The organism is Aeromonas rivuli, from assembly GCF_020149575.1.
Classification (GTDB): domain Bacteria; phylum Pseudomonadota; class Gammaproteobacteria; order Enterobacterales; family Aeromonadaceae; genus Aeromonas; species Aeromonas rivuli.
In genome coordinates this window covers 1934539-1954522 of record NZ_CP079742.1, presented here as the reverse complement: position 1 = coordinate 1954522, position 19984 = coordinate 1934539, and the positions used below count along the sequence as shown (strand labels likewise).

The following is a 19984-nucleotide window of genomic DNA, read 5'->3' as shown; positions in this document are numbered from 1 at the left end:
CCCGTTGCGCAGGCTAATAGCGTCCAAGAGCAGGCTCTGTCGTGCCCTGCTCTCTCTTCTCTTCGTTCTGGCATCGGTGCAAGGGGCAACCGGGGCGGACGTGCAGTCGGCGCCGCCCGCAGCCTCATCGACTGTGCCAGGCACACAGGGAGACAAGCTCGCCCCCTCTGCCGCGCCCAGGGTCGAACTGCTGCCTCAGGAGGGCGCCGAGGATTGGTTGTTGCTGATAGATGCGCCTGGACACTGGCCCCTCGATGCCCTGAACATCCAACCCTTGCTGCGCCAGCTCGCCGTGGGCCGGATCTCCCGGCAAGAGAGCATGAGCGAGTCCGGGCCGCAGACCCGCTGGTTGATCCCCTTGCACGGGAGCGCCGATAGCCTGCCCGCCCTCAAGCTGGGCCCCTGGCATCTTGCCCCCCTTGCCTTCCCGGGCAAGTCCCTCAACCAGACCAGTGCGGCTGACCCTGAGCCCAGGGTGGTACTGCGTGCCAGCATTGATCATCAGGGTCCCCTCTACCCGGGGCAGCCCTTCATCTATGAGCTCAGGCTCTGGTTGCCGGATCAGATAGTGGATCCCAGCCTCAACGAACCCGAGCACCCGGATCTCACCATTCGACGTCTGGGGGATGATGAGTGGCACCCCTCTGCCCGGCCCGGCGAGAGCGGCGTGCTGACCCGCCGCTGGCTATTGCAGGCCAGGAGCCCGGGCCAGTTCACCCTGATGGCGCCCAGGCTTCAGGCGAATTACCAGCTTGATGGCCATGCAGAACCCCTCTCCGGTCGCGCTGCCCCCACCATCATACAAGTAGACAAGGCCCCCCTGCCGCTGGTGGCCAGGCGCCTCACCCTCAGCCAGCAATTTACGCCGGCGCAGAGCGTCGCCCTTGGCGAGCCCATCATCCGTACTCTGCGTTTGCGCCTCGAAGATGGAGATGGCAACCGCGTGGCGATCCCCGCACCGCAGGTGGCGGGGCTCAAGGTACTGGGGGATGGGGGAGATCGCCATGAACGCTTTCTTGCCAACGGTCGTTTGCTCTTTGAACAGGAGTGGCGCCAGGCGCTGCGCGCCCAGACGCCCGGCGTCTACCTGCTGCCCGAGATCCAGCTGCCCTGGTTCAACACCCAGACCGGGCGGGAGGAGCGGCTGACGTTGGCGGCCACACCCTTGAGTTTTACGCCATCTCCTGCCGACCGGCCGGATACTCAGCCACCCAGGCCCACCCGCCTTGGCCCCTTCTCTCTGCTCGGCTGGACGCTGCTCGCCTTGCTGCTGACTGGCAGTCTGCGCCGTCAGACTCGATGGCGCGCGTTTTATGCCCTGCAGCGATCCCTCTGCCAAGCAGACTCTGACGCGAGTCGCCATGCTCTGTTGCGTTGGGCGAAGCTGCGCTGGCCCCCTCCCAGGCACCCTGCTATTACCTGGTTGCGGGATATGCCGCTGGATCCTGCGCTAGCAGCACGGCTCTATACCCTGGAGGCTGCCTGTTTTGGTACACTCACTCACTTTGATGGCGCAGCGCTCGCCCTTGGCCTTTGTGCCTATGAGACGCCAGGGGTCGCCACTTTACTCAGGCGAGTCGCCTGGCTGAACGACACACATCACCACAAGGAGGCGCACTGATGGCGATATCGCTATTTCGCAAGAAAGTGGGAAAGGAACCGACGCCATCCCCGGTCAATGAGGGTATGGCGGATAAACAGACAAAATACGAAGCCCTGGTCAATGCCCTGCATGGGGATATCTACCGCTATGCCTATTGGCTGTGTCGGGACCCTCATGTCGCGGAAGATCTGGTGCAGGAGACCTATCTGCGCGCCTGGCGGGCAATCGACAGCCTGGTCGATGACAAGGCCGCCAAGGCGTGGCTCATCACCATCTTGAGGCGGGAGAATGCACGCCGCTTTGAGCGCAAACAGTTCGATCTCATCGATCTGGATGAGTTCCCCCAAAGCGATAATGGGGCACTGCACAGCGAACAGGAAATGGAGCACGAATGGCTCCGCCGCCACATTGCCCGCTTGCCTGAGGAGTATCAGGAGCCCTTGTTGCTGCAAGTGGTAGGCGGTTTTAGCGGCGAAGAGATTGCCCAACAGCTGGGCCTGAACAAGAACACCGTCATGACCCGACTGTTTCGAGCACGCAATCAGATCCGAGAGGTCATGGAGTCATCCGCACAATCAAGAGGGCACAGCAATGGATGAGCTTGAGTTTCGTCGTCAGGCTGTCGTCGATCCTCACGACACCCGGGAAGAGTTTGCCGACATGGCCAATGCTTCTCCCGCCAATCGCAAATGGCTCGAGGAGATGAAGCAGTTCGACCGTCAACTCGGCAAGGCGATGGAGGTGGAGGTCCCCGCCGGTTTGGCAGAACGCCTGCTGCTCAGGCAAGCCATGCTGGCCGACCCCATCCCCGACGCGCCCGTTGTGACACTGCCACGGCGCAAGACGTCGGGCTGGAAACCGCTGGCCATCGCCGCCTCCGTTGCCTTCCTGGTCGGGGTCAGTACCCGCTGGTTGCCTTGGCCCCTCACCCAGACGAGCGAGGCATCCTTGGCCCAGGTGGCCCTGGCCCACGTCTATGGTGAGGAACCCTTTATCCAGGGGGTCGATGAACAGGTGTCGCTGCAAACCATCAACGCCAAGATGGAGAAGTATGGGGCGACCCTGATGAACATGCAGGGCATGGCAAGGATCACCTATGTCAACCACTGCGCCTTCTATCAGGGCCCTGCCCTGCACATGGTGCTACAAGGCAAGATGGGACCTGTCACCCTCTTCCTGGTGCCCAAGCATGTGCCACTGCAGCTCGAGCACAACTTCGATGATGGCCAGCTCAAGGGCGAAATCATCAAACTCAAGGGCGCCAACCTGGTATTGATTGGCGAGATGGGCGAGTCGCTGGAACCCATATCCCGGCAGATTGAGTCCCGCCTGCACTGGTCCATTTAGAGGCTGGGTTCCCACCATTAACACACGCAGAGTACGATGTACTCTGCGTGTTTTTTCCATTTTCCCCCCTTGTTCCTCCCCTGTTCGGCACCATTGACCACCAAGATGCCAAAATATTTATCTGGCACCTCCACGCTTAATCGCCGTTTAAAACAACAATAAGGCCTTTATTTGCTCGTTTTGGCGCCAACAACAAACAAATCGTTAACACAATAGACACTTTTATGTATTCTGCTCTCACTGGTCTGATTTCTTACCTCCTACCAGATCCATAGAATCACACCAGCAACTATTGGGAAGATGCGAACATAACAACAGATCTTGTCAGCTTTTACGGCGATTGCGCCGGGATTGCATGGCAAAAAATCTGCCAAAAAATAGAGAGAACTCCATGACTACTGCCTTTTTCAAGAAAAGCCTGATTGCCGCCGCCCTCACACTGGCCAGCACCCAAACCTTTGCAGCTGCCTTCCAGCTCAATGAACACTCAGCCTCCGGCCTGGGTCGTGCATTTGCCGGTGAAGCCGCCATTGCCGACAACGCCGCCGTACTGGCCCGCAACCCGGCTGCGATGACCCGCTTTGACAAGATGGCGGTCTCTGTCGCTGGCACCTATATCCACCCGGATGTGGATGTCGATGGCAAAATTGCCGGTGCCATCGATTCCAGCGAGAGCAATATCGCCCCGGATGCGTTCGTTCCGGCCGCCTATTTCATCCAGCCCATCAATGAACAGTGGGCCTGGGGTCTGGCGATGTTCTCCAACTACGGCCTCTCTACCGAGTACTCGGATGACTTCACCGGTGGCGCAGTGGCGGGTAATACCGAGTTGATGACCATCAACTTCAACCCCAACATCGCCTACCGCATCGACTCCAACTGGAGCGTTGGTGCCGGTTTGAATCTGGTCTATGCCGAAGCTGAATTGAACCGCCGTGCCGGTGCCCTGGCCCCCGTCGTCAGTCAACAGCTCGGCGGCGCCCCTGTCAGTCCCAGTACCAAACTCGCCCACATGAAGGGTGATGACTGGGGTTGGGGCTGGAACGTCGGCACCATGTATGAGTACAACGAGAACAACCGCTTCGCTCTGACCTACCGCTCCCAGGTCGACATCACCTTCGAAGGTGATTACGAAGGCACCTCCTCCCGTTTCCAGACCGTTGATGGAAAACTGGGGCTGGACATGCCTGCGCAGGCTGAATTTGCCGGTTACCACCGTCTGAACCAGCAATTTGCCGTGCACTACTCGGTCAACTGGACCGACTGGAGCTCCTTCGAAGAGCTGAACGCCACCAGCGACAGCTGTGTCAGCACCGACGGTGCCGGGGTCTGCCTCTACAAGCCAGAGAAGTTCAAGGACTCGGTACGTTATGCACTCGGCGGCACCTGGTATGTCAGCCCGGCTTGGGAAGCGCGCATCGGTTTCGCCTACGACAACACCCCCATCGAGGCCGAATACCGCAGCCTGAGTATTCCTGATTCGGATCGTATCTGGTACAGCGCCGGCGCCACCTACCACATCGATACGGACATGAGCATCGACTTCGGCATGGCCTATATCGATGGCAAGTCCGTCGATGTCAACGAAGGTCTGACCGGCCATGACAGCCCCCTGCGCTGGCAGGGCACCTCCCACGGCAACGCCTTCCTGGCCTCTGCCCAGTTCAACATGATGTTCTGATAACCGAGCATCGAAAAGAGCGCCCTGGGGCGCTCTTTTTTTTTTTGCCACTCAGCCAACTCGGCGTACATCTGTAGCAAACAGCTGTACGCTTTTCCTTTTTTATCAGCCTGTTATCCGTTCGTTCTCAGGATTTCCTCCTCTTTTTAGCGCGGCACCATACGCCGGATTGCAATGGTGGTCGTACCATATAAAATCCCGCCTCCATTTTATATACAATAAAAAATGCTGATATGAGCGTAATAAACACTGTAGTTCGTCCGTCCACCCCCAGTCTGCTCGCCCTGCTGCTTTGCCCCACCCTGGTGCACGCCGCCGGTTTCCAGCTCGCCGAGCAATCTGCCACCGGCATGGGGCGCGCCTTCGCCGGTGAGGCCGCTATTGCAGACAATGCCAGCGTGCTGTCGCGCAATGCCGCGGCCATGACCCGCTTCGAGCAGATGGCCTTCTCAGGCGGCGTCGTCTATGTCCGTCCCGATGTGAACATCGAAGGAGAGACCCGGGTACCGACCGCCCACGGCCCGGTCACCCTGGATGCCAGCGCCCATGACATCGCCGATGCCGCCTGGGTGCCCAATCTGTCGCTCATCATTCCCCTCAATGAAGAGTGGCGACTGGGTCTGTCTGCCAACGCCTACTTCGGCTTGGGGGTCGAGATGCCCGCACCCTACAACGCCGGACACTTCGGCAATGTCTCCGACATTCGCACTGTGGATCTGGGGCTGGCCCTGGCTTATCGCCTCAATCAGCATTGGTCCCTTGGCGCTGGCCTCAATGCCATTCAGGGCGAAGGCGAAGTGGGGGGCACTTTCCCCGCCAATGAGATGATCGCCAAGCACCTCAAGGGGGATGGTTGGGCCCTGGGCTGGAACCTGGGCGCACTCTATGAGTATTCGCCACAGACCCGGGTCGGCCTCTCCTATCGCCATGATGTGACCCTCACCCTCGAGGGCGATGCCATTGGCATCGATGAACAGGGGCGGCCCTTCGAGGACAAGGGCAAGCTGGATCTCGCCTTGCCAGCCAGTGCCGAGCTGGCGCTGTTCCATCAGCTCACCCCGGCGCTGGCCGTCCATTCAAGCATCAACTGGACCAACTGGAGCCGCTTTACCCAGCTCGAGGCCGAGCTGGATCATCACGGCACCATGCACATCAAGGATGAGCAGTGGCAGGATAGCTGGCGCTATGCCCTGGGCCTGACCTATCAGCTGACCCCGGACTGGCAGCTGAGATCCGGTCTCGCCTATGACAAGAGCCCGGTGCCCGCCGAACGTCGCACCATCTCAATCCCGGACTCGGATCGTGTCTGGTATAGCCTGGGCACAGGTTATCGCTTCAGCTCGGCGCTGAGCCTGGATCTGGGACTGACCTTTATCGATGGCAAGCAGGCGGCAGTCAGTGAGTCCATGGAGCTCAAACCGGGCATAGCCGCCACCACCTCCACCTTCGAGGGCAGCTCCGAAGGGGACGCCTGGCTGGCCGGCCTGCAGCTCAACTATCTGTTCTGATCGCCACGGCCGACGAGTGAATGATCATGACCCATGGCTCCCGGAAGGGAGCCTCTTTCTCCTGGGGCGACAGGACTAACATCACGCCACCACGCAGGATTGACGCCGCCCCCTCACCCCTCAAGAGATCGAGCCGAGCACGCCCTTGCCGGGCAATCGCCAGATACTGACCTGTCGCCGCGAGCCCCAGGCGTTATTACCCTTGCTTGTCCCCGGCAAGCTGGCATAGTCCGCCGCTTCGCCATACTATCAAGCCAACATTCATCACGGAGAGTTCCATGTATTCCTACGTGGCCAGGCAGCCGATCCTCGACAGCAAACTGCGGACCCATGCCTATGAGCTGCTGTTTCGCGATAGCCTGGACAACGTCTTCCCGCTCATCTCCTCCCAGCAAGCCACCTCACGCCTGGTGGTCGAGCAATTTTTGCAGCAAAACATTGACCAGCTGCTCGGCGGGCGGCCCTGTTTTATCAATTTCTCCCATGACTCCTTGCTGGATGGACTGGCGGAGTGTCTGCCCCCCGAACAGGTGGTGATCGAGATCCTCGAAGATGCGATGCCCGATGATGCCCTGCTGGCCAAGGTCAAACAGCTCAACCAGCTCGGCTACCGGCTGGCCCTTGACGATTTCAGCATGTCCTCGGATTGGGAGCGTTTCCTGCCCTGGATCCAGATCATCAAGTTTGACCTGCGTCTGAGCAGCCTGTCCCAGATAGACGACTTTATCCGCCGCCATCAGCACCTGGCCCTCACCTACCTGGCCGAGAAGGTAGAGAGCAAGCAGGAGTTCGAACAGACCCAGGCCCTGGGCATCAGTCTGTTTCAGGGCTTCTTCTTCAGTCGCCCCGAAATGGTCAAGCGCGCCACCATGCAGCCGACCCAGATGGTGGTGATCCAGCTGCTCAACGAGGTCAATCAACCCGAGCCCAATCTCGACAAGATAGAGCAACTGCTTGGCCAGGATGTCTCCCTCTCCCTCAAGCTGCTGCGTTACGTCAACAACCTCAAGGGGCGCAGCAAGCCCATCGCCTCCTTCCGCCAGGCGGCCATCTATCTGGGTCATGCCCAACTCAAGCGCTTCGTGACCCTGATAGCGGCCAGCAGTGCCGGTCAGGGCAAGAGTGCCGAGCTCTATCAGATGTCGCTCATCCGGGCCCGCTTCTGCGAGCTGCTGGCCCTGGCCCATGCCCCGGCCCCCCAGAGTCAGCAAGCCTTTATGGCGGGGCTCTTCTCCTTGCTGGATGTGTTGATGGAGCAATCCATGGGAACCCTGCTCGGCAGCGTGCCCATCACGGACGAGATCCGCCAGGCCCTGCTGACCCGCGAGGGCCAGCTCGGCTTCTATCTGGCGTTTTGTGAAGATTATGAGAATGCAAACTGGCCCAGGGTGCAGATGCGCACCGCACGCCTGGGCCTCAATGAAGAGAAGGTCAGCCAGCTCTATCTGAGCGCCACCGCCTGGGTGAACGAGCAGCTGAGCGCCATGAACAGAGACTAGACAAGCTCCAGTGCCAGGGCGGTGGCTTCGCCGCCGCCAATGCACAGGGATGCCATGCCCCGCTTCAGTCCCCGTGCTCGCAAGGCATGGATCAAGGTCACCAGCACCCGGGCGCCACTCGCCCCCAGGGGGTGACCCAGGGCGCAGGCGCCGCCATTGACGTTGAGTCGCTCGGCCTCAATACCGCATCCTTGCATCGCCAGCATGCTCACCATGGCAAAGGCCTCGTTCACCTCGTAGAGATCCACCTCGTCACTGCGCCAGCCAAGCTGAGCCAGCAAGCGATTGATGGCGCTCACCGGCGCCGAAACGAATTCGGCAGGTAGACCCGCATGACTCAAATAACCCCGGATCCGCGCCAGCGGCACCAAGCCTTGGGCCAGTGCCGTCTCTTCACGCATCAGCAGCAGCGCCGCGGCCCCATCCGAGATGGAGCTGCTGTTGGCCGCCGTGATGGTGCCATCTGACTTGAACGCAGGCCGAAGGCTGGGGATCTTGTCCGGACGCGCCTTGCCGGGTTGCTCATCCTCGGCCAGCAGCAGTTTGCCTGCCTGATAGACCTCGGCCAGCTCGGCGGCAAAGTCTCCCTCCCGCTGGGCGCGCAAGGCCCGTTCCAGGGAGCCCATGGCAAAGGCATCCATATCGGCGCGGCTCATGGCGGCCCGATCTGCACTCGCCTGGGCATGGACCCCCATCAACTGGCCGTCGTAGGCATCCTGCAAACCGTCGAGGAAGAGGCTGTCCTGTACTTGTTGATGGCCCATGCGAAAACCGCTGCGCGCCTTGTCGAGCAGGTAAGGGGCACGGCTCATGCTCTCCATCCCCCCCGCCAATATCATCTCCCCCTGCCCCAGGCGCAGGCTGTCGGCAGCCAACATCACCGCCTTCATGCCCGAGCCACACACCTTGTTGACCGTGGTGCAAGGCACGCTCACCGGCAGACCCGCACCAAGGGCTGCCTGACGTGCCGGAGCCTGCCCCATGCCCGCCGCCAGCACATTGCCCATCAACACCTCGTCTATCCTACTTGCGTTGACACCCGCCGCCTTCAGGGTGGCCGCCAGGGCGCAGGCACCGAGCTCGGCGGCACTCAAGGTGGAAAGGGCTCCCTGGAAGGCCCCCATGGGGGTGCGTTTGGCGGCAACTATGACGATATCCATCTCAATGACTCTCCTGATGACTTTTCACCAACTTGATGTTGAAGCGCGGCCCCTTGAAAGACACACACCCCATCTCGATGACTCTCCCGATGACATTTCACCAACTTGATGTTGAAGCGTGGCCCCTTGCAAGACACACACCCCATCTCGATGACTCTCCCGATGACATTTCACCAACTTGATGTTGAAGCGCGGCCCCTTGCAAGACACACACCCCATCTCGCTGACTCTCCTGATGACATTTCACCAACTTGATGTTGAAGCGCGGTGCTTTGAAAGACACACACTCCATCTCGCTGACTCTGCTCATTACATATCGGTAACATAAGGGGATGTCCCTTGAAGGACAAGCACTTGCGAGCAAGCAGCGCTTTGGGTAAGGTGCCAACCAAGATTGACAGCCAGGACGATACCAGGATGCCCCCCAAGGATGAGGCCCGCAGCTACAGCATCAGCGAGCTGGCCAAAGAGTTTGATGTCACCACCCGCAGCATCCGCTTTTATGAGGATCAGGGCCTGTTGACTCCGACCCGTCAGGGTCAGACCCGCATTTACAGCCGTCAGGACAAGGTGCGCCTCAAGCTGACCCTGCGTGGCAAACGCCTGGGTTTCAGCCTGGCCGACATTCGCGAGCTGTTCGATCTCTATGACGCCGACAAGAGCAGCCGCACCCAACTGCGCAGCATGCTCTCCCTGATCGAGGAGAAGCGCCAGACCCTGGGCCAGCAGCTGGAGGACATCAAGATGGTGCTGCTGGAACTGGACGCCGCCAAGCAACGCTGCCAACACGCCTTGCAGCAGCTTGGCTGCGAAGAGCGTGAAGGGGCCAACGGATAAGAAGGCAAGGAGTCGTGGCTCAGGGCGCGTCACAGCTGGCACTACCCCGCGCACCATTGGCTCGGACGGTATCGCCAGCCTCAGGACAGCAGAGATAAAAAAGAGGGGCCATGATGGCCCCTCTTGTTGTCAATGGCTCCCAAACAGGGGATCCGTCAGGTCAATCGCCCTGATCCTATTTCTGCCAGCGGGCAGCATCATAATCCGGACTGAATCTGTCCACTATGATGGCGCAAGCCGCATCGCCGGTGATGTTGAGGGCGGTACGGATCATGTCAAACAGACGATCCAGCGCAAACAGCAGCGGCAGACCCTCTATGGGGATGCCCGCGGCAAGCAGCACGGCCACCACCAGGAAGCTCGGACCCGGCACCCCTGCCTGACCGATGGCCCCCAGGGTGGAGGTCAGTATGATGGCAACCCAGGCTCCCAGAGAGAGATCGATGTTGAACACCTGAGCGAAGAAGATGGCGACCAGACCGTAATAGATAGCGTTGCCGCTCATGTTGATGGTCGCGCCCAGGGGCAGCACGAAGGCGGCCGTGCTGTTGCTCACCTTGAGCTCTTTCTCGCACACTTCCATGGTGACTGGCAGCGTCGCCATGGAGGACGCGGTAGAGAAGGCAACCACCTGGGCCTTCTTCATGGCCGACAGGTACTTGAGCACAGGGGTGTTGGAGAAGACGGCGATCAGCAGCGGGTAGATGATGAAACCGAACACCAGGATGGCGGCCACGTACACCACAAACAGGTTGAATACCAGCGAGAGGACGTCAAAGCCATAGGTGCCGATGGCATCGGCCATCAGACCGAATACCCCCAGCGGTGCTATCAGCATCACCTTGTTGATCATCCATACGAAGGCATCGACCAGGGTATTGAGGCCATCGATCAGCGGCTTGACCCGCGCCTGCGGCTGCTTGGCCAGCGCAATGCCGAGGAACATGCAGAACACCAGGATCTGCAGAATGTTCGCCTCGTTGAGGGACTGGAAGACGTTGGTCGGTATCATGCCAAGCAAGGTGGCAACCGCATCCGGCAGCTCACCCTTGTCGGCATAGTCGCCGGAGAAGAGTGATTTCATCGAGCTGAGATCGACCCCGGTCCCCGGTTGGAACACTTGTCCCATCATCAGCGCCAGGAAAACGGCCAGGGCAGAGGTACCGAGGAAGAATACCAGGGTCGTGCCCCCGATCTTGCCCGCCGCCGGGCTGGCGCCCAGATTGGCGGCCCCCGAGATGATGGCCACGGCCACCAGAGGGATCACCAGCATCTTGATGAGCTGGATAAAGAGGCTACCAAGGGGGGCAAAGACGGAGGCTTGCTCGCCCATGAGCAATCCGACCAGCGTGCCCAGCAGCATGGCAACCACAACCTGGAAGCCAATATTCTTAATAAGTCCTTTAGTTAACACAACATGTTCCTTAAACGAATAAATGTCACACTTTCCTAGTGCAATTCACCAAACAGGGGAATGAACTGCTGCTCATTCCCCTGCCGGGCGGTTTTATCTCATATTTATCTGCTGTTTTAAATCGCTAATTTATGACGAAGATTTATTGATAAGTTTGCAACAAAGTTAAGATTCAAAAGGAACAAGTTAAAAAATCACGATTTTACTATGCCCACAGACTATTATCTGTGCTAGCTTGACTCGGTAACCGCATATACAGGGATAGAAAGATGCTGAAAGTAAACGAGTATTTTGACGGAAATGTAAAATCCATCGGCTTCGAGCAAAACGGTGAGCAATCCACAGTTGGTGTCATGGCAGCCGGCGATTACCTGTTCAATACCGCCGCCCCCGAGCGCATGACGGTGATCAAGGGGAGTCTGACCATACAGTTGGCCGGTGCCAGCGACTGGCAGACCTATGGCCAGGGGGAGGCTTTCGAGGTACCAGGCCACTCCTCCTTCTCCCTCAAGGTGAGCACACCGAGCGCTTATCTGTGTGAATTTTTAAGTTAAATCAATATATTGAAGATTAAGGGGCTGAGGCCCCTTTTTTCATGACGACATCGCAGCCAGAGAGGTCCTTCTCTTTGTCCCCTCCCTTGGTTAAGCTATGAGGCCGTTATCAGGATTCAATCGACCGTCATGAGCATCCAGATCCGCCCCATCACATCCGAAGATTGGCCCCAGATCATGGCCATCCAGGCCGAGTGTTACCGCCAACTGGCTCCGGAGCCTCTCAGCGTCATGCGCAACAAGGCCGAACTCGCCCCCCAGTGTTGCTGGGTTGGCGAAATAAAGGGGGCCGTGCTCGGCTATCTGCTCTGCCACCCCTGGCACGCACATCAGCCGCCCCCTCTCTCGGTCCCCATGGCGGCACTGACTGGCGATGAAGAGTTCTACCTGCACGATCTCGCCATCTCGACCAGAGCGCGCGGTCTGGGGCTGGGCCAGGCCCTGCTGGATCAGGCGTTGCGCCATGCCAGCCACTCGGGCTACGCCAGGCTCGGACTGGTAGCGGTGCAGGATGCCCCCGCTTTCTGGCTGCGCCAGGGCTTTGCCCCGGCTCAGTCTCGCAAGTCCCTGGCTGAATACGGGGATGGTGCTCTCTATATGGAGCGGCTGCTGGACCAGGCCTGCCAACCCCCCTTGGCCTGATGCGACCATAAAGCCGGATAAGCAAAAACAAGAAGGGCGCCCTGAGGCGCCCTTCTGTTATTTATCCCGACGGGATTCAGCCCTTGAACTTGCTGAATACCAGGGAAGCGTTGGTACCGCCAAAGCCGAAGCTGTTGGACATGACGGTATTGAGATCCGCCGTTTCGTACTCACGCACTATGGGCAGACCCACGGCCTTCTCGTCCAGGGTCTCGATGTTGATGCTGGGGGCGATGAAGCCATGCTGCATCATCAACAGGGAGTAGACGGCCTCGTGCACACCGGCGGCGCCCAGGGCATGGCCCGTCATGGCCTTGGTGGCGGAGAGCTTGGGCGCTGTGCTGCCAAACAGGGTCTGGATGGCTTCCAGCTCCTTGGTATCACCGACCGGGGTGGAAGTACCGTGGGTGTTGATGTAGTCCACGGTGCCGACCTCCTGCATCGCCATCTTCATGCAACGCACCGCGCCTTCACCGCTCGGGGCGACCATGTCGTAGCCGTCGGAGGTGGCACCGTAACCGGTGATCTCGGCGTAGATGTGGGCACCACGGGCCAGGGCGTGTTCCAGCTCCTCGACCACCAGGATGCCGCCACCACCGGAGATGACGAAACCATCGCGGTCCGCATCATAGGTACGGGATGCCTTTTCCGGGTTGTCATTGTACTTGGTGGAGAGGGCGCCCATGGCATCGAACTGGATGGTGGAGGACCAGTCCAGCTCCTCGCCGCCGCCGGCGAAGATGATGTCCTGCTTGCCAAGCTGGATCAGTTCCAGCGCGTGGCCGATGCAGTGAGCAGAGGTGGCACAGGCGGAGCTGATGGTGTAGTTGACACCCTTGATCTTGAAGGGGGTGGCCAGGCAGGCAGAGGTGGTGGAGGACATGGTGCGCGGTACCATGTAGGGACCCACGCGCTTGACCCCTTTCTCCCGGGCAATGTCAGCAGACTCGGAGGTGTTCTTGCCGGAGGCGCCGCCGGAGCCGACCACGATACCGGTACGCTCGTTGGAGACTTGATCGTCCGGCAGACCGGCATCCGCGATAGCCTGCTGCATGGAGAGATAAGCATAGGCTGCGGCGTCACCCATGAAGCGCATGACCTTGCGGTCGATCAGCTCAGAGGGATCGAGTTTGATGTTACCCCAGACACGGCTGCGCAGGTTGTATTGTTCAAACTGCTCGGAATAGGTGATGCCGGATTTACCTGCTTTCAGGGAGGCCAGCACTTCTTCCTTGTTGTTGCCGATACTGGAGATGACGCCGATACCGGTGATCACTGCTCTTCTCATTAATTCATCTCGTCTGGAAAAACTGGCGCCAAGTCTACCCGCTTTCGGCTGCCAAACTGGTCTGCTTTCACGTAGAATGCCCGCGATCAAGTGACGCGAGCAGAGGAAAACGTGAGTCAAACATCCTTACATCATGCCCAATTAGACTGGAATGAAGCGGGAACTCCGATTTCCAGTGACTTCGGCGATGTCTACTTTTCCAATGATAACGGTCTAAGTGAAAGCCGCTACGTCTTTTTACTGCAAAATGGCCTGCCAGCACGATTCTGCCATCACGACAGTGACAGTTTTGTGGTGGGTGAAACAGGTTTTGGCACCGGCCTTAACTTCCTCGCCACAATGGCCGCCTTTCTGGAACATGGCCCCCAAGCCGGCAACGGCTCGCGTCTGCACTTTATCAGCGTCGAAAAATTCCCTTTGACCAGGGACGATCTGGCCCAGGCCCTCGCCGTCTGGCCCGAGTTGGCCGACTTCAGCGCCGACTTGGTCGCCCAGTGGCCGCTGGCGGTCGAGGGGTGCCATCGCCTGCTGTTTGCAGGGGGACGGGTGCGCCTCGATCTCTGGCTCGGCGACATCAAAGACGCCCTGCCCCAGTGGCCCTGCCCCGCCGATGGCCTCATCGATGCCTGGTATCTGGATGGCTTCTCGCCGGCCAAGAATCCCGAGATGTGGACCCAGGCGCTGTTTGACGATCTGGCCCGCCTCGCCCGACCCAGTGCCAGCGTCGCCACTTTTACCTGCGCCGGTTTCGTGCGCCGCGGTCTGATTGACGCCGGTTTTCACATCAACAAGGTCAGGGGCCATGGCAACAAGCGCACCATGCTGGCCGGTTATCGCCAGGGCAAACAAGATGCCCCGAGCCTGGCCCCGTGCTACGCCCGTCCCGCGGGGCGCCCCGGCGAGGTGCTCATCATCGGAGGGGGCATCGCCTCGGCCATGACGGCACTGTCGCTCGTGGAGCGGGGCCGACGCGTCACCTTGTTGTGTGAAGATGACAAGCCTGCGACCGGCGCCTCCGGCAACCGCCAGGGGGCCCTCTATCCGCTGCTGGGCGGCGAACACGACGCCCTGTCACGCTTCTATGCCCTCGCCTTCGGCTTTGCCCGCCAGCGACTGTTACAGCTGGCCAAACGGCACCCCATCGCTTTCGAGCTGTGCGGCGTGGTGCAACTGGGCTTTGATGAGAAGTCGGCGCAAAAACTGGACAAGATGGCGCTAGGTCCCTTCCCCCCCGAGCTGATGCGCCCCTTGACCGACGCCGAGGTGGCGCAAGCCTGCGGCCTGCCCATGGGCCTTGGTGGCGTCAGCTATCCGTTGGGGGGCTGGCTCTGTCCGGCTGATTTGACCCGTGCCGCCCTCGATGAGGCGCAGGCCAGCGGCCTGCTCCAGCTGGCATATGGCACCCCCATCACCACTGTCGACGAGCACAGCGATGGCTGGCACGTGACCGCGGCCGATGGCCGCCAGTGGCAGGCCCCCAATCTGGTGGTGGCAGCCGGTCATCAACTGCCCGCCCTGCTCCCCTTTGCGGAACTTCCCCTCTACCCGGTGCGCGGTCAGGTGAGCCATGTGCCGACCAACCCGGTGTTGCAGCAGCTCAAGACGGTACTCTGCTATGACGGCTATCTCACCCCTGGCCATGCTGGTTATCACTGCATCGGTGCCAGCTATGGCCGTAACCAGAGCAGCCTGGCCTTCAGCGCCGCCGAGCAGGTTCACAACAAGGCCCGGCTGCACGCCTGCCTGCCGAGTCAGCAGTGGCCAGACGAGGTGGATGTCAGCGGCAATGAGGCCCGGGTCGGGGTGCGCAGCGCCAGCCGGGATCACTTGCCGGTAGTGGGCGCCGTTGCCCGGGTCCAGGCCCTGAGCGAGCTGGAGTCGCTAGCGCTCAAGGCGCGCCCCGAACACGCGCTGCCGACCTACCCGGGCCTGTTCGTGCTGGGGGCGCTGGGGTCGCGCGGGCTCTGTTCGGCGCCACTGTGTGGTGAGCTGCTCGCCAGCGAGATCTGCGGCGATCCCCTGCCCTTGGCCACGGATCTGCTGGCCGCCCTGCATCCCGCACGCTACTGGGTGCGCAAATGGCTCAAGGGCAAGCCCGTGCGCTAAGCCCGGTCACAGGCTAAAAAGAGAGATAAAACAAGACGCCGCCAGGGGATCACTCCACTGGCGGCGTCTGCTATCTGGCCTGGTCATCCTCTCATGAGGAAGCGGGGTTATCGTCACGCGCTCAGGGATTGAAGGGCCAGCTCAGCCCCAGCTTGCGACCATGATCGGTCTGCTCGGCGAGCCGGGCGAAGCGGGACTTGGCCTCGGCCAGCAGCGCCTGCCCCTGCAGATCCCCCTGATGGCGCAAGGCGGCGCAATCGTTGCTACGCGGCAACTGCGACAATTTGAAACCGATGGCACTGGCGGTTTCTTGCACTATGTCCTTGTGACGACTCTCGTAGTCGAGCATGGCGCCGACCATGATGTTCCAGTTTTGCTGCTCGCGCACACTGGCCCGGGACTTGTTGACCCACTCGGGCACCATCACCTTGATGCGCGTCCTCACCGTGACGCCGTTGAGGTTGCAGCGCCCGGCCAGGGGATAGGCCAGCATGGACCAGTCGAGCTGATAGCTGGCCATGCCGAGCCCTTGCTGGCCCACGCTACCCTTGGGGCCGATGCTGGACGCCTGCGCCAGGGCAGCCTGCATGGTGGCGCCCTTGACCTTGTAAAACTGGAAGTCGACCCGGATGTCCGGCTCTATCTTGACCCCGGTATAATGGGCCTGGGTGGCCCCCACCGCGGCGCTCCACAGCAGACTCAGTCCCCAAGCCAGGTTGCACAACTTGCCCATGGTGATCTACGCCGCCTCATCGTTGCCATCTGGTGTATGAATATGATGAATAATCAATATATTAATTAACTGGCGCCCTGCGCAAGTATCATCATGATAGCTGTCGTTCATCTTCGCAACTTGCCGTCCTCTCGATCTCCACATTGCATCATAAAAAATATGTGCGGCATGACCCGCTTTCATCATGTCACGGGTAAAGAGCCGGTCTAGCACCATGATTTGCTGACCTTAATCAACATCACAGACAAGTTTGCTGGTTACATTAGCCTCCACCGAACGAATCCCCACCACCACAGTGCCGTGCCGCAGGCGTTCAGGGCCGCACTTAGCCTCCATTGACCAACAGGAACCTGGATATGGTTGAACTTATTATTGGCACCCTGGTGACCCTCCTCGTGGGTCGCTGCATCTTCAAGGGCTACTCGGCCACCGGCATACTGCTCAGTGGCGGCTTGCTGCTGCTGGCCATCACAGCCCTGCTCGGTAAACCTGTGCTGCCTGCCAGCGTGCCCAGCACAGGCAACGTGATCACCGACATCTTCGAATATGTCCGTTTCCTGCTCAATAGCCGGGGCGGTGGTCTGGGCATGCTGATCATGGTGCTGTGCGGCTTCGCCGGTTACATGAGCCACATAGGTGCCAACACCATGCTGGTCAAGATCGCGAGCAGACCACTGGGGGTCATCAAATCCCCTTATGTGCTGCTGGTCGCGGCTTATCTGGTCGCCTGCGCCATGTCCCTGGCGGTGAGTTCGGCCACGGGCCTCGGCGTATTGCTGATGGCGACCCTGTTCCCGCTCATGGTCAACATGGGCATCTCCCGGGGCGCTGCCGCCGCCGTGTGCGCCTCCCCCGCCGCCATCATTCTCTCCCCCACCTCGGGAGATGTAGTGATCGCCGCCCAGGCCGCCAACATGGAGCTGCTCGACTTTGCCTTCAAGCTGACCCTGCCCATTTCGCTGATCGCCATCGCCTGCATGGCGGTCGCCCACTTCTTCTGGCAGCGTTACCTGGATAAGCGATCCGGTGAGGTGAACGAGAAAGTGGCGGCCAGCGATCTCATCACCGACGCCCCCGCCTTCTACGCCATACTGCCGTTTGCCCCCATCATCGGGGTGCTGATCTTCGATGGTAAGCTGGGCCCCCAGCTCGACATCGTCACCATCATCGTCATGTGCCTGACCCTGGCCGCGCTGCTGGAGTTGGCTCGCCATCGGGATGGCAAGGGGCTGCTCGATGGCCTGCAGATCTGCTGGCGCCACATGGCCGATGCCTTTGCCGGCGTGGTCATGCTGCTGGTCGGCGCCGGGGTCTTTGCCCAGGGGCTGATGACCATCGGCTTCATCGATACTCTGCTGGCTCATGCCCAGGATCTCGGCACCGGCGGCACTGTCATGATGCTCTCCCTGGTGGTGATCACCACCCTGGCGGCCTTCACCACAGGCTCGGGCAACGCCCCCTTCTACGCCTTCGTGGAGCTGATCCCCAATCTGGCCACCAGTCTTGGCATCAACCCCGCCTATCTGGTCATCCCCATGCTGCAAGCCTCCAACCTGGGTCGCACCATATCCCCGGTGTCGGGGGTAGTGGTTGCCTGTGCGGGCATGGGCAATCTCTCGCCATTCGAGGTGGTCAAGCGCACCTCGGTGCCGGTCGCCGTCGGCCTGGCCGTGGTGCTGATTGCCACTCAGATCATGGTACCCGCCTAAACTTGTCCGCCCGGCCCATTCGAGGGCCGGGCTGGCATCCCCTCCCGCACCTAAGGTAGACTCTCCCCCTTCTTTTCCCCCAAAGGAGGACCGATATGAGTACGACGGTTCAACTTGCCCATTTCAGTGACTGTCACTCCCACTTCGATGGTGCCCAAGTACGTTTCAGCCCGCCGGGGCAGGCCCAGTGGCTATGCCAGAGCGGCGGCTATGCCCGTTTGCTGACCCGAGTCAACCAGCTGCGCCGCGAGGCGGCAGCCGCAGGCACTCCCTGTCTGTTGCTCCATGGCGGTGATACCTTCCAGGGCTCACTCTATTTCAACCGCTTCAAGGGTCGCGCCAATGCTGACTTGCTGAGCCTGCTCGCCCCCGATGCCATGGTGCTCGGCAATCATGAGTTCGATCTCGGCAACGGCCCTCTGGTGGAGTTTCTCCGTCAGCTTGATTTCCCCGTGCTCGCCGCCAACCTCGATAGCAGTCAGGAGCCTGCCGACTGCCCGCTCCCACTGCGGGGCCTGCCGCATCTCCATGATGCCAGCCAGCCCTGGCTGGTACGCGAGCTGGCCGGCGTCCCCTTCGCCCTGCTCGGCATCACGCTTCCCCAGATGGCGGCCATCGCCAACCCGGACGAACATACCCGCTTTCATGGGGTGACTGAGACCTTGACCCGGCACCTTGGCGCGATCCGTGGTCAGGGCATACGCCACATCATCTTGCTCAGTCACCTGGGTCTGGAGCAAGACAAGCTGCTGGCGGCACGCTTCCCCGAGATAAGCCTCATCATTGGCGGTCACACCCACAGCTTGCTTGGGGATCTCGCGGCGCTGGGACTGCCGAGCGAGGGGGATTATCCGCTGATGGTCAATGGCGTGGCCCTGCTCCACGCCGGTCACAGTGCCCAGAGCCTGGGAGTCTGTGCACTCAGCTTCGACGGCCAGGGCCGGGTCATCGCCAGCAAGGGGCAGATAGAGTGGCTGCCCTGGCAACCCTGGCCTTATAGCAGCCCGGTGCCTGCCAATCTGCGCTTCTGCGCGCCAGACGCCCTCATCGAGGATCACATGGTGCGCCGCTACCGCCCCGCCCTCGAAGAGATGGCGGCCAAGGTGGTGACCCAGCTCAGCCAGCCGCTGCTCCATCAACGGATCCCCGATGCCAGACTGCCCCATGGCAGCCAGGTCGCACCGCTGGTTGCCGCCGCCATGCTGGCCGGGGCGCGCGAGCAGGTGGGTCAGGTCGATTTCGCGCTCCACAACGGGGGCGGCGTGCGCTGCTCCCTCGAGCAGGGCCCGCTCACCGAGGCCGACATCGCCGGTCAACTGTTACCCTTCGCCATCCCGCTCACCCTCTATCGGGTGCATGGTCATGAATTGGCGGAAGCGCTGGAGGGCGCCATCGACAATGCCACCGATAATGGCGTGGTCGGCAATGGCAGCGGCAGCTTCCCCTACACCGCCGGGATCCGCTTCCACTATCTGGCCGCCCTGCCCAAGGGCGAGCGTATCCGCCAGCTGGAGTGGGAGGCCGCACCCGGCCACTGGCAACCGGTGGAGGCCAACCATGTCTATCGTGGCGTTTCAAGCGCCTATACGGCGTCCGGCAAGGAGGGCTATACGGCGCTCGCCCGCACCCTGACCCAGCACAACCAGGAACTGGGCATCACCCTGGCCGATGCGTTTATTCGCTGGGCACGCCAGCACCCCGAGCTGCCCGCCCCGGCGCCGCTGATCCACTACCGGGCTGGCGCTGGGCCAGATTAAGCTGACCCACTCGCTCCTAGCCCAGAGAAACGGATGATTGGCGCAGAGCCAAACGCACACTAACCTGTGATAAGTGGCTGTTTTTAGTTCGAGAATCCCCAAGAGTCGCTCGGCAAGCGGGATTATTTTCTCCCCGACCCGCGCCC

Annotated in this window: 16 protein-coding genes; 12 read left to right on the top strand and 4 right to left on the bottom strand. The window is 60.7% G+C overall.

What is annotated here, in order from left to right; genetic code table 11:
• Positions 1-4 precede the first annotated feature (4 nt).
• The 6 genes from KYK33_RS09240 (at position 5) to KYK33_RS09215 (ending at position 7638) form a co-directional block, all read left to right on the top strand.
• On the top strand, positions 5-1621 hold the full coding sequence (locus KYK33_RS09240; protein ID WP_224432779.1) for a BatD family protein: 1617 nt from the start codon (positions 5-7) through the stop codon (positions 1619-1621).
• On the top strand, positions 1621-2202 hold the full coding sequence (locus KYK33_RS09235; protein ID WP_224432778.1) for a sigma-70 family RNA polymerase sigma factor: 582 nt from the start codon (positions 1621-1623) through the stop codon (positions 2200-2202). Before KYK33_RS09240 ends, KYK33_RS09235 begins: the two co-directional genes overlap by 1 nt.
• The gene (locus tag KYK33_RS09230; protein WP_224432777.1) at positions 2195-2950 is read left to right on the top strand and encodes a DUF3379 domain-containing protein; all 756 of its coding nucleotides are present in this window, start codon (positions 2195-2197) and stop codon (positions 2948-2950) included. The genes KYK33_RS09235 and KYK33_RS09230 overlap by 8 nt, the downstream gene beginning before the upstream one ends.
• Positions 2951-3341: 391 nt before the next feature.
• Positions 3342-4631, top strand: coding sequence for an outer membrane protein transport protein (locus tag KYK33_RS09225; RefSeq protein ID WP_224432776.1), 1290 nt, complete (start codon positions 3342-3344; stop codon positions 4629-4631).
• A gap of 233 nt (positions 4632-4864) precedes the next feature.
• A complete protein-coding gene (locus KYK33_RS09220) occupies positions 4865-6139 on the top strand; it encodes an outer membrane protein transport protein (RefSeq protein ID WP_224432775.1) in 1275 nt (424 codons plus the stop codon).
• Between the two features lie 278 nt (positions 6140-6417).
• Entirely contained in the window at positions 6418-7638 is a 1221-nt protein-coding gene (locus tag KYK33_RS09215; RefSeq protein ID WP_224432774.1) for an EAL and HDOD domain-containing protein, read from the top strand.
• Here the strand turns inward: KYK33_RS09215 and KYK33_RS09210 are convergent.
• Positions 7635-8798 carry a thiolase family protein gene (locus KYK33_RS09210; protein ID WP_224432773.1) on the bottom strand — a complete coding sequence of 388 codons (1164 nt, stop codon included), beginning with the start codon at positions 8796-8798 and terminating at the stop codon, positions 7635-7637. The genes KYK33_RS09215 and KYK33_RS09210 overlap by 4 nt on opposite strands.
• Before the next feature lie 417 nt (positions 8799-9215).
• Here KYK33_RS09210 and KYK33_RS09205 point away from each other — a divergent pair, with 417 nt between their 5' ends.
• Positions 9216-9635, top strand: a complete 420-nt coding sequence (locus KYK33_RS09205; protein WP_042042927.1) for a MerR family transcriptional regulator — start codon at positions 9216-9218, stop codon at positions 9633-9635.
• A 175-nt stretch (positions 9636-9810) separates the two neighbouring features.
• Here the strand turns inward: KYK33_RS09205 and KYK33_RS09200 are convergent, their stop codons facing one another.
• Positions 9811-11049 (bottom strand): dicarboxylate/amino acid:cation symporter, encoded by a 1239-nt coding sequence (locus KYK33_RS09200; RefSeq protein ID WP_042042838.1) that lies wholly within the window; start codon positions 11047-11049, stop codon positions 9811-9813.
• A gap of 269 nt (positions 11050-11318) precedes the next feature.
• Between KYK33_RS09200 and ppnP the strand changes: the two genes are divergently transcribed.
• The gene (gene ppnP / locus KYK33_RS09195; protein WP_042042839.1) at positions 11319-11603 is read left to right on the top strand and encodes a pyrimidine/purine nucleoside phosphorylase; all 285 of its coding nucleotides are present in this window, start codon (positions 11319-11321) and stop codon (positions 11601-11603) included.
• Between the two features lie 129 nt (positions 11604-11732).
• On the top strand, positions 11733-12245 hold the full coding sequence (locus KYK33_RS09190; RefSeq protein WP_224432772.1) for a GNAT family N-acetyltransferase: 513 nt from the start codon (positions 11733-11735) through the stop codon (positions 12243-12245).
• A gap of 76 nt (positions 12246-12321) precedes the next feature.
• On the opposite strand, the gene fabB is transcribed toward KYK33_RS09190, so the two are convergent.
• Entirely contained in the window at positions 12322-13533 is a 1212-nt protein-coding gene (fabB, locus tag KYK33_RS09185; RefSeq protein WP_042042842.1) for a beta-ketoacyl-ACP synthase I, read from the bottom strand.
• Positions 13534-13623: 90 nt separating this feature from the next.
• Here fabB and mnmC point away from each other — a divergent pair, with 90 nt between their 5' ends.
• On the top strand, positions 13624-15639 hold the full coding sequence (gene mnmC / locus KYK33_RS09180) for a bifunctional tRNA (5-methylaminomethyl-2-thiouridine)(34)-methyltransferase MnmD/FAD-dependent 5-carboxymethylaminomethyl-2-thiouridine(34) oxidoreductase MnmC (RefSeq protein ID WP_224432771.1): 2016 nt from the start codon (positions 13624-13626) through the stop codon (positions 15637-15639).
• Positions 15640-15760: 121 nt separating this feature from the next.
• On the opposite strand, the gene KYK33_RS09175 is transcribed toward mnmC, so the two are convergent.
• Entirely contained in the window at positions 15761-16372 is a 612-nt protein-coding gene (locus tag KYK33_RS09175) for a DUF922 domain-containing protein (protein WP_224432770.1), read from the bottom strand.
• Positions 16373-16728: 356 nt separating this feature from the next.
• Between KYK33_RS09175 and dcuC the strand changes: the two genes are divergently transcribed.
• Together dcuC and KYK33_RS09165 are read left to right on the top strand one after the other, a co-directional pair.
• Complete coding sequence (gene dcuC / locus KYK33_RS09170; protein WP_042042846.1) at positions 16729-18081, top strand: anaerobic C4-dicarboxylate transporter DcuC; 1353 nt, start codon at positions 16729-16731, stop codon at positions 18079-18081.
• A gap of 95 nt (positions 18082-18176) precedes the next feature.
• On the top strand, positions 18177-19838 hold the full coding sequence (locus tag KYK33_RS09165; protein WP_224432769.1) for a bifunctional metallophosphatase/5'-nucleotidase: 1662 nt from the start codon (positions 18177-18179) through the stop codon (positions 19836-19838).
• Positions 19839-19984 lie beyond the last annotated feature (146 nt).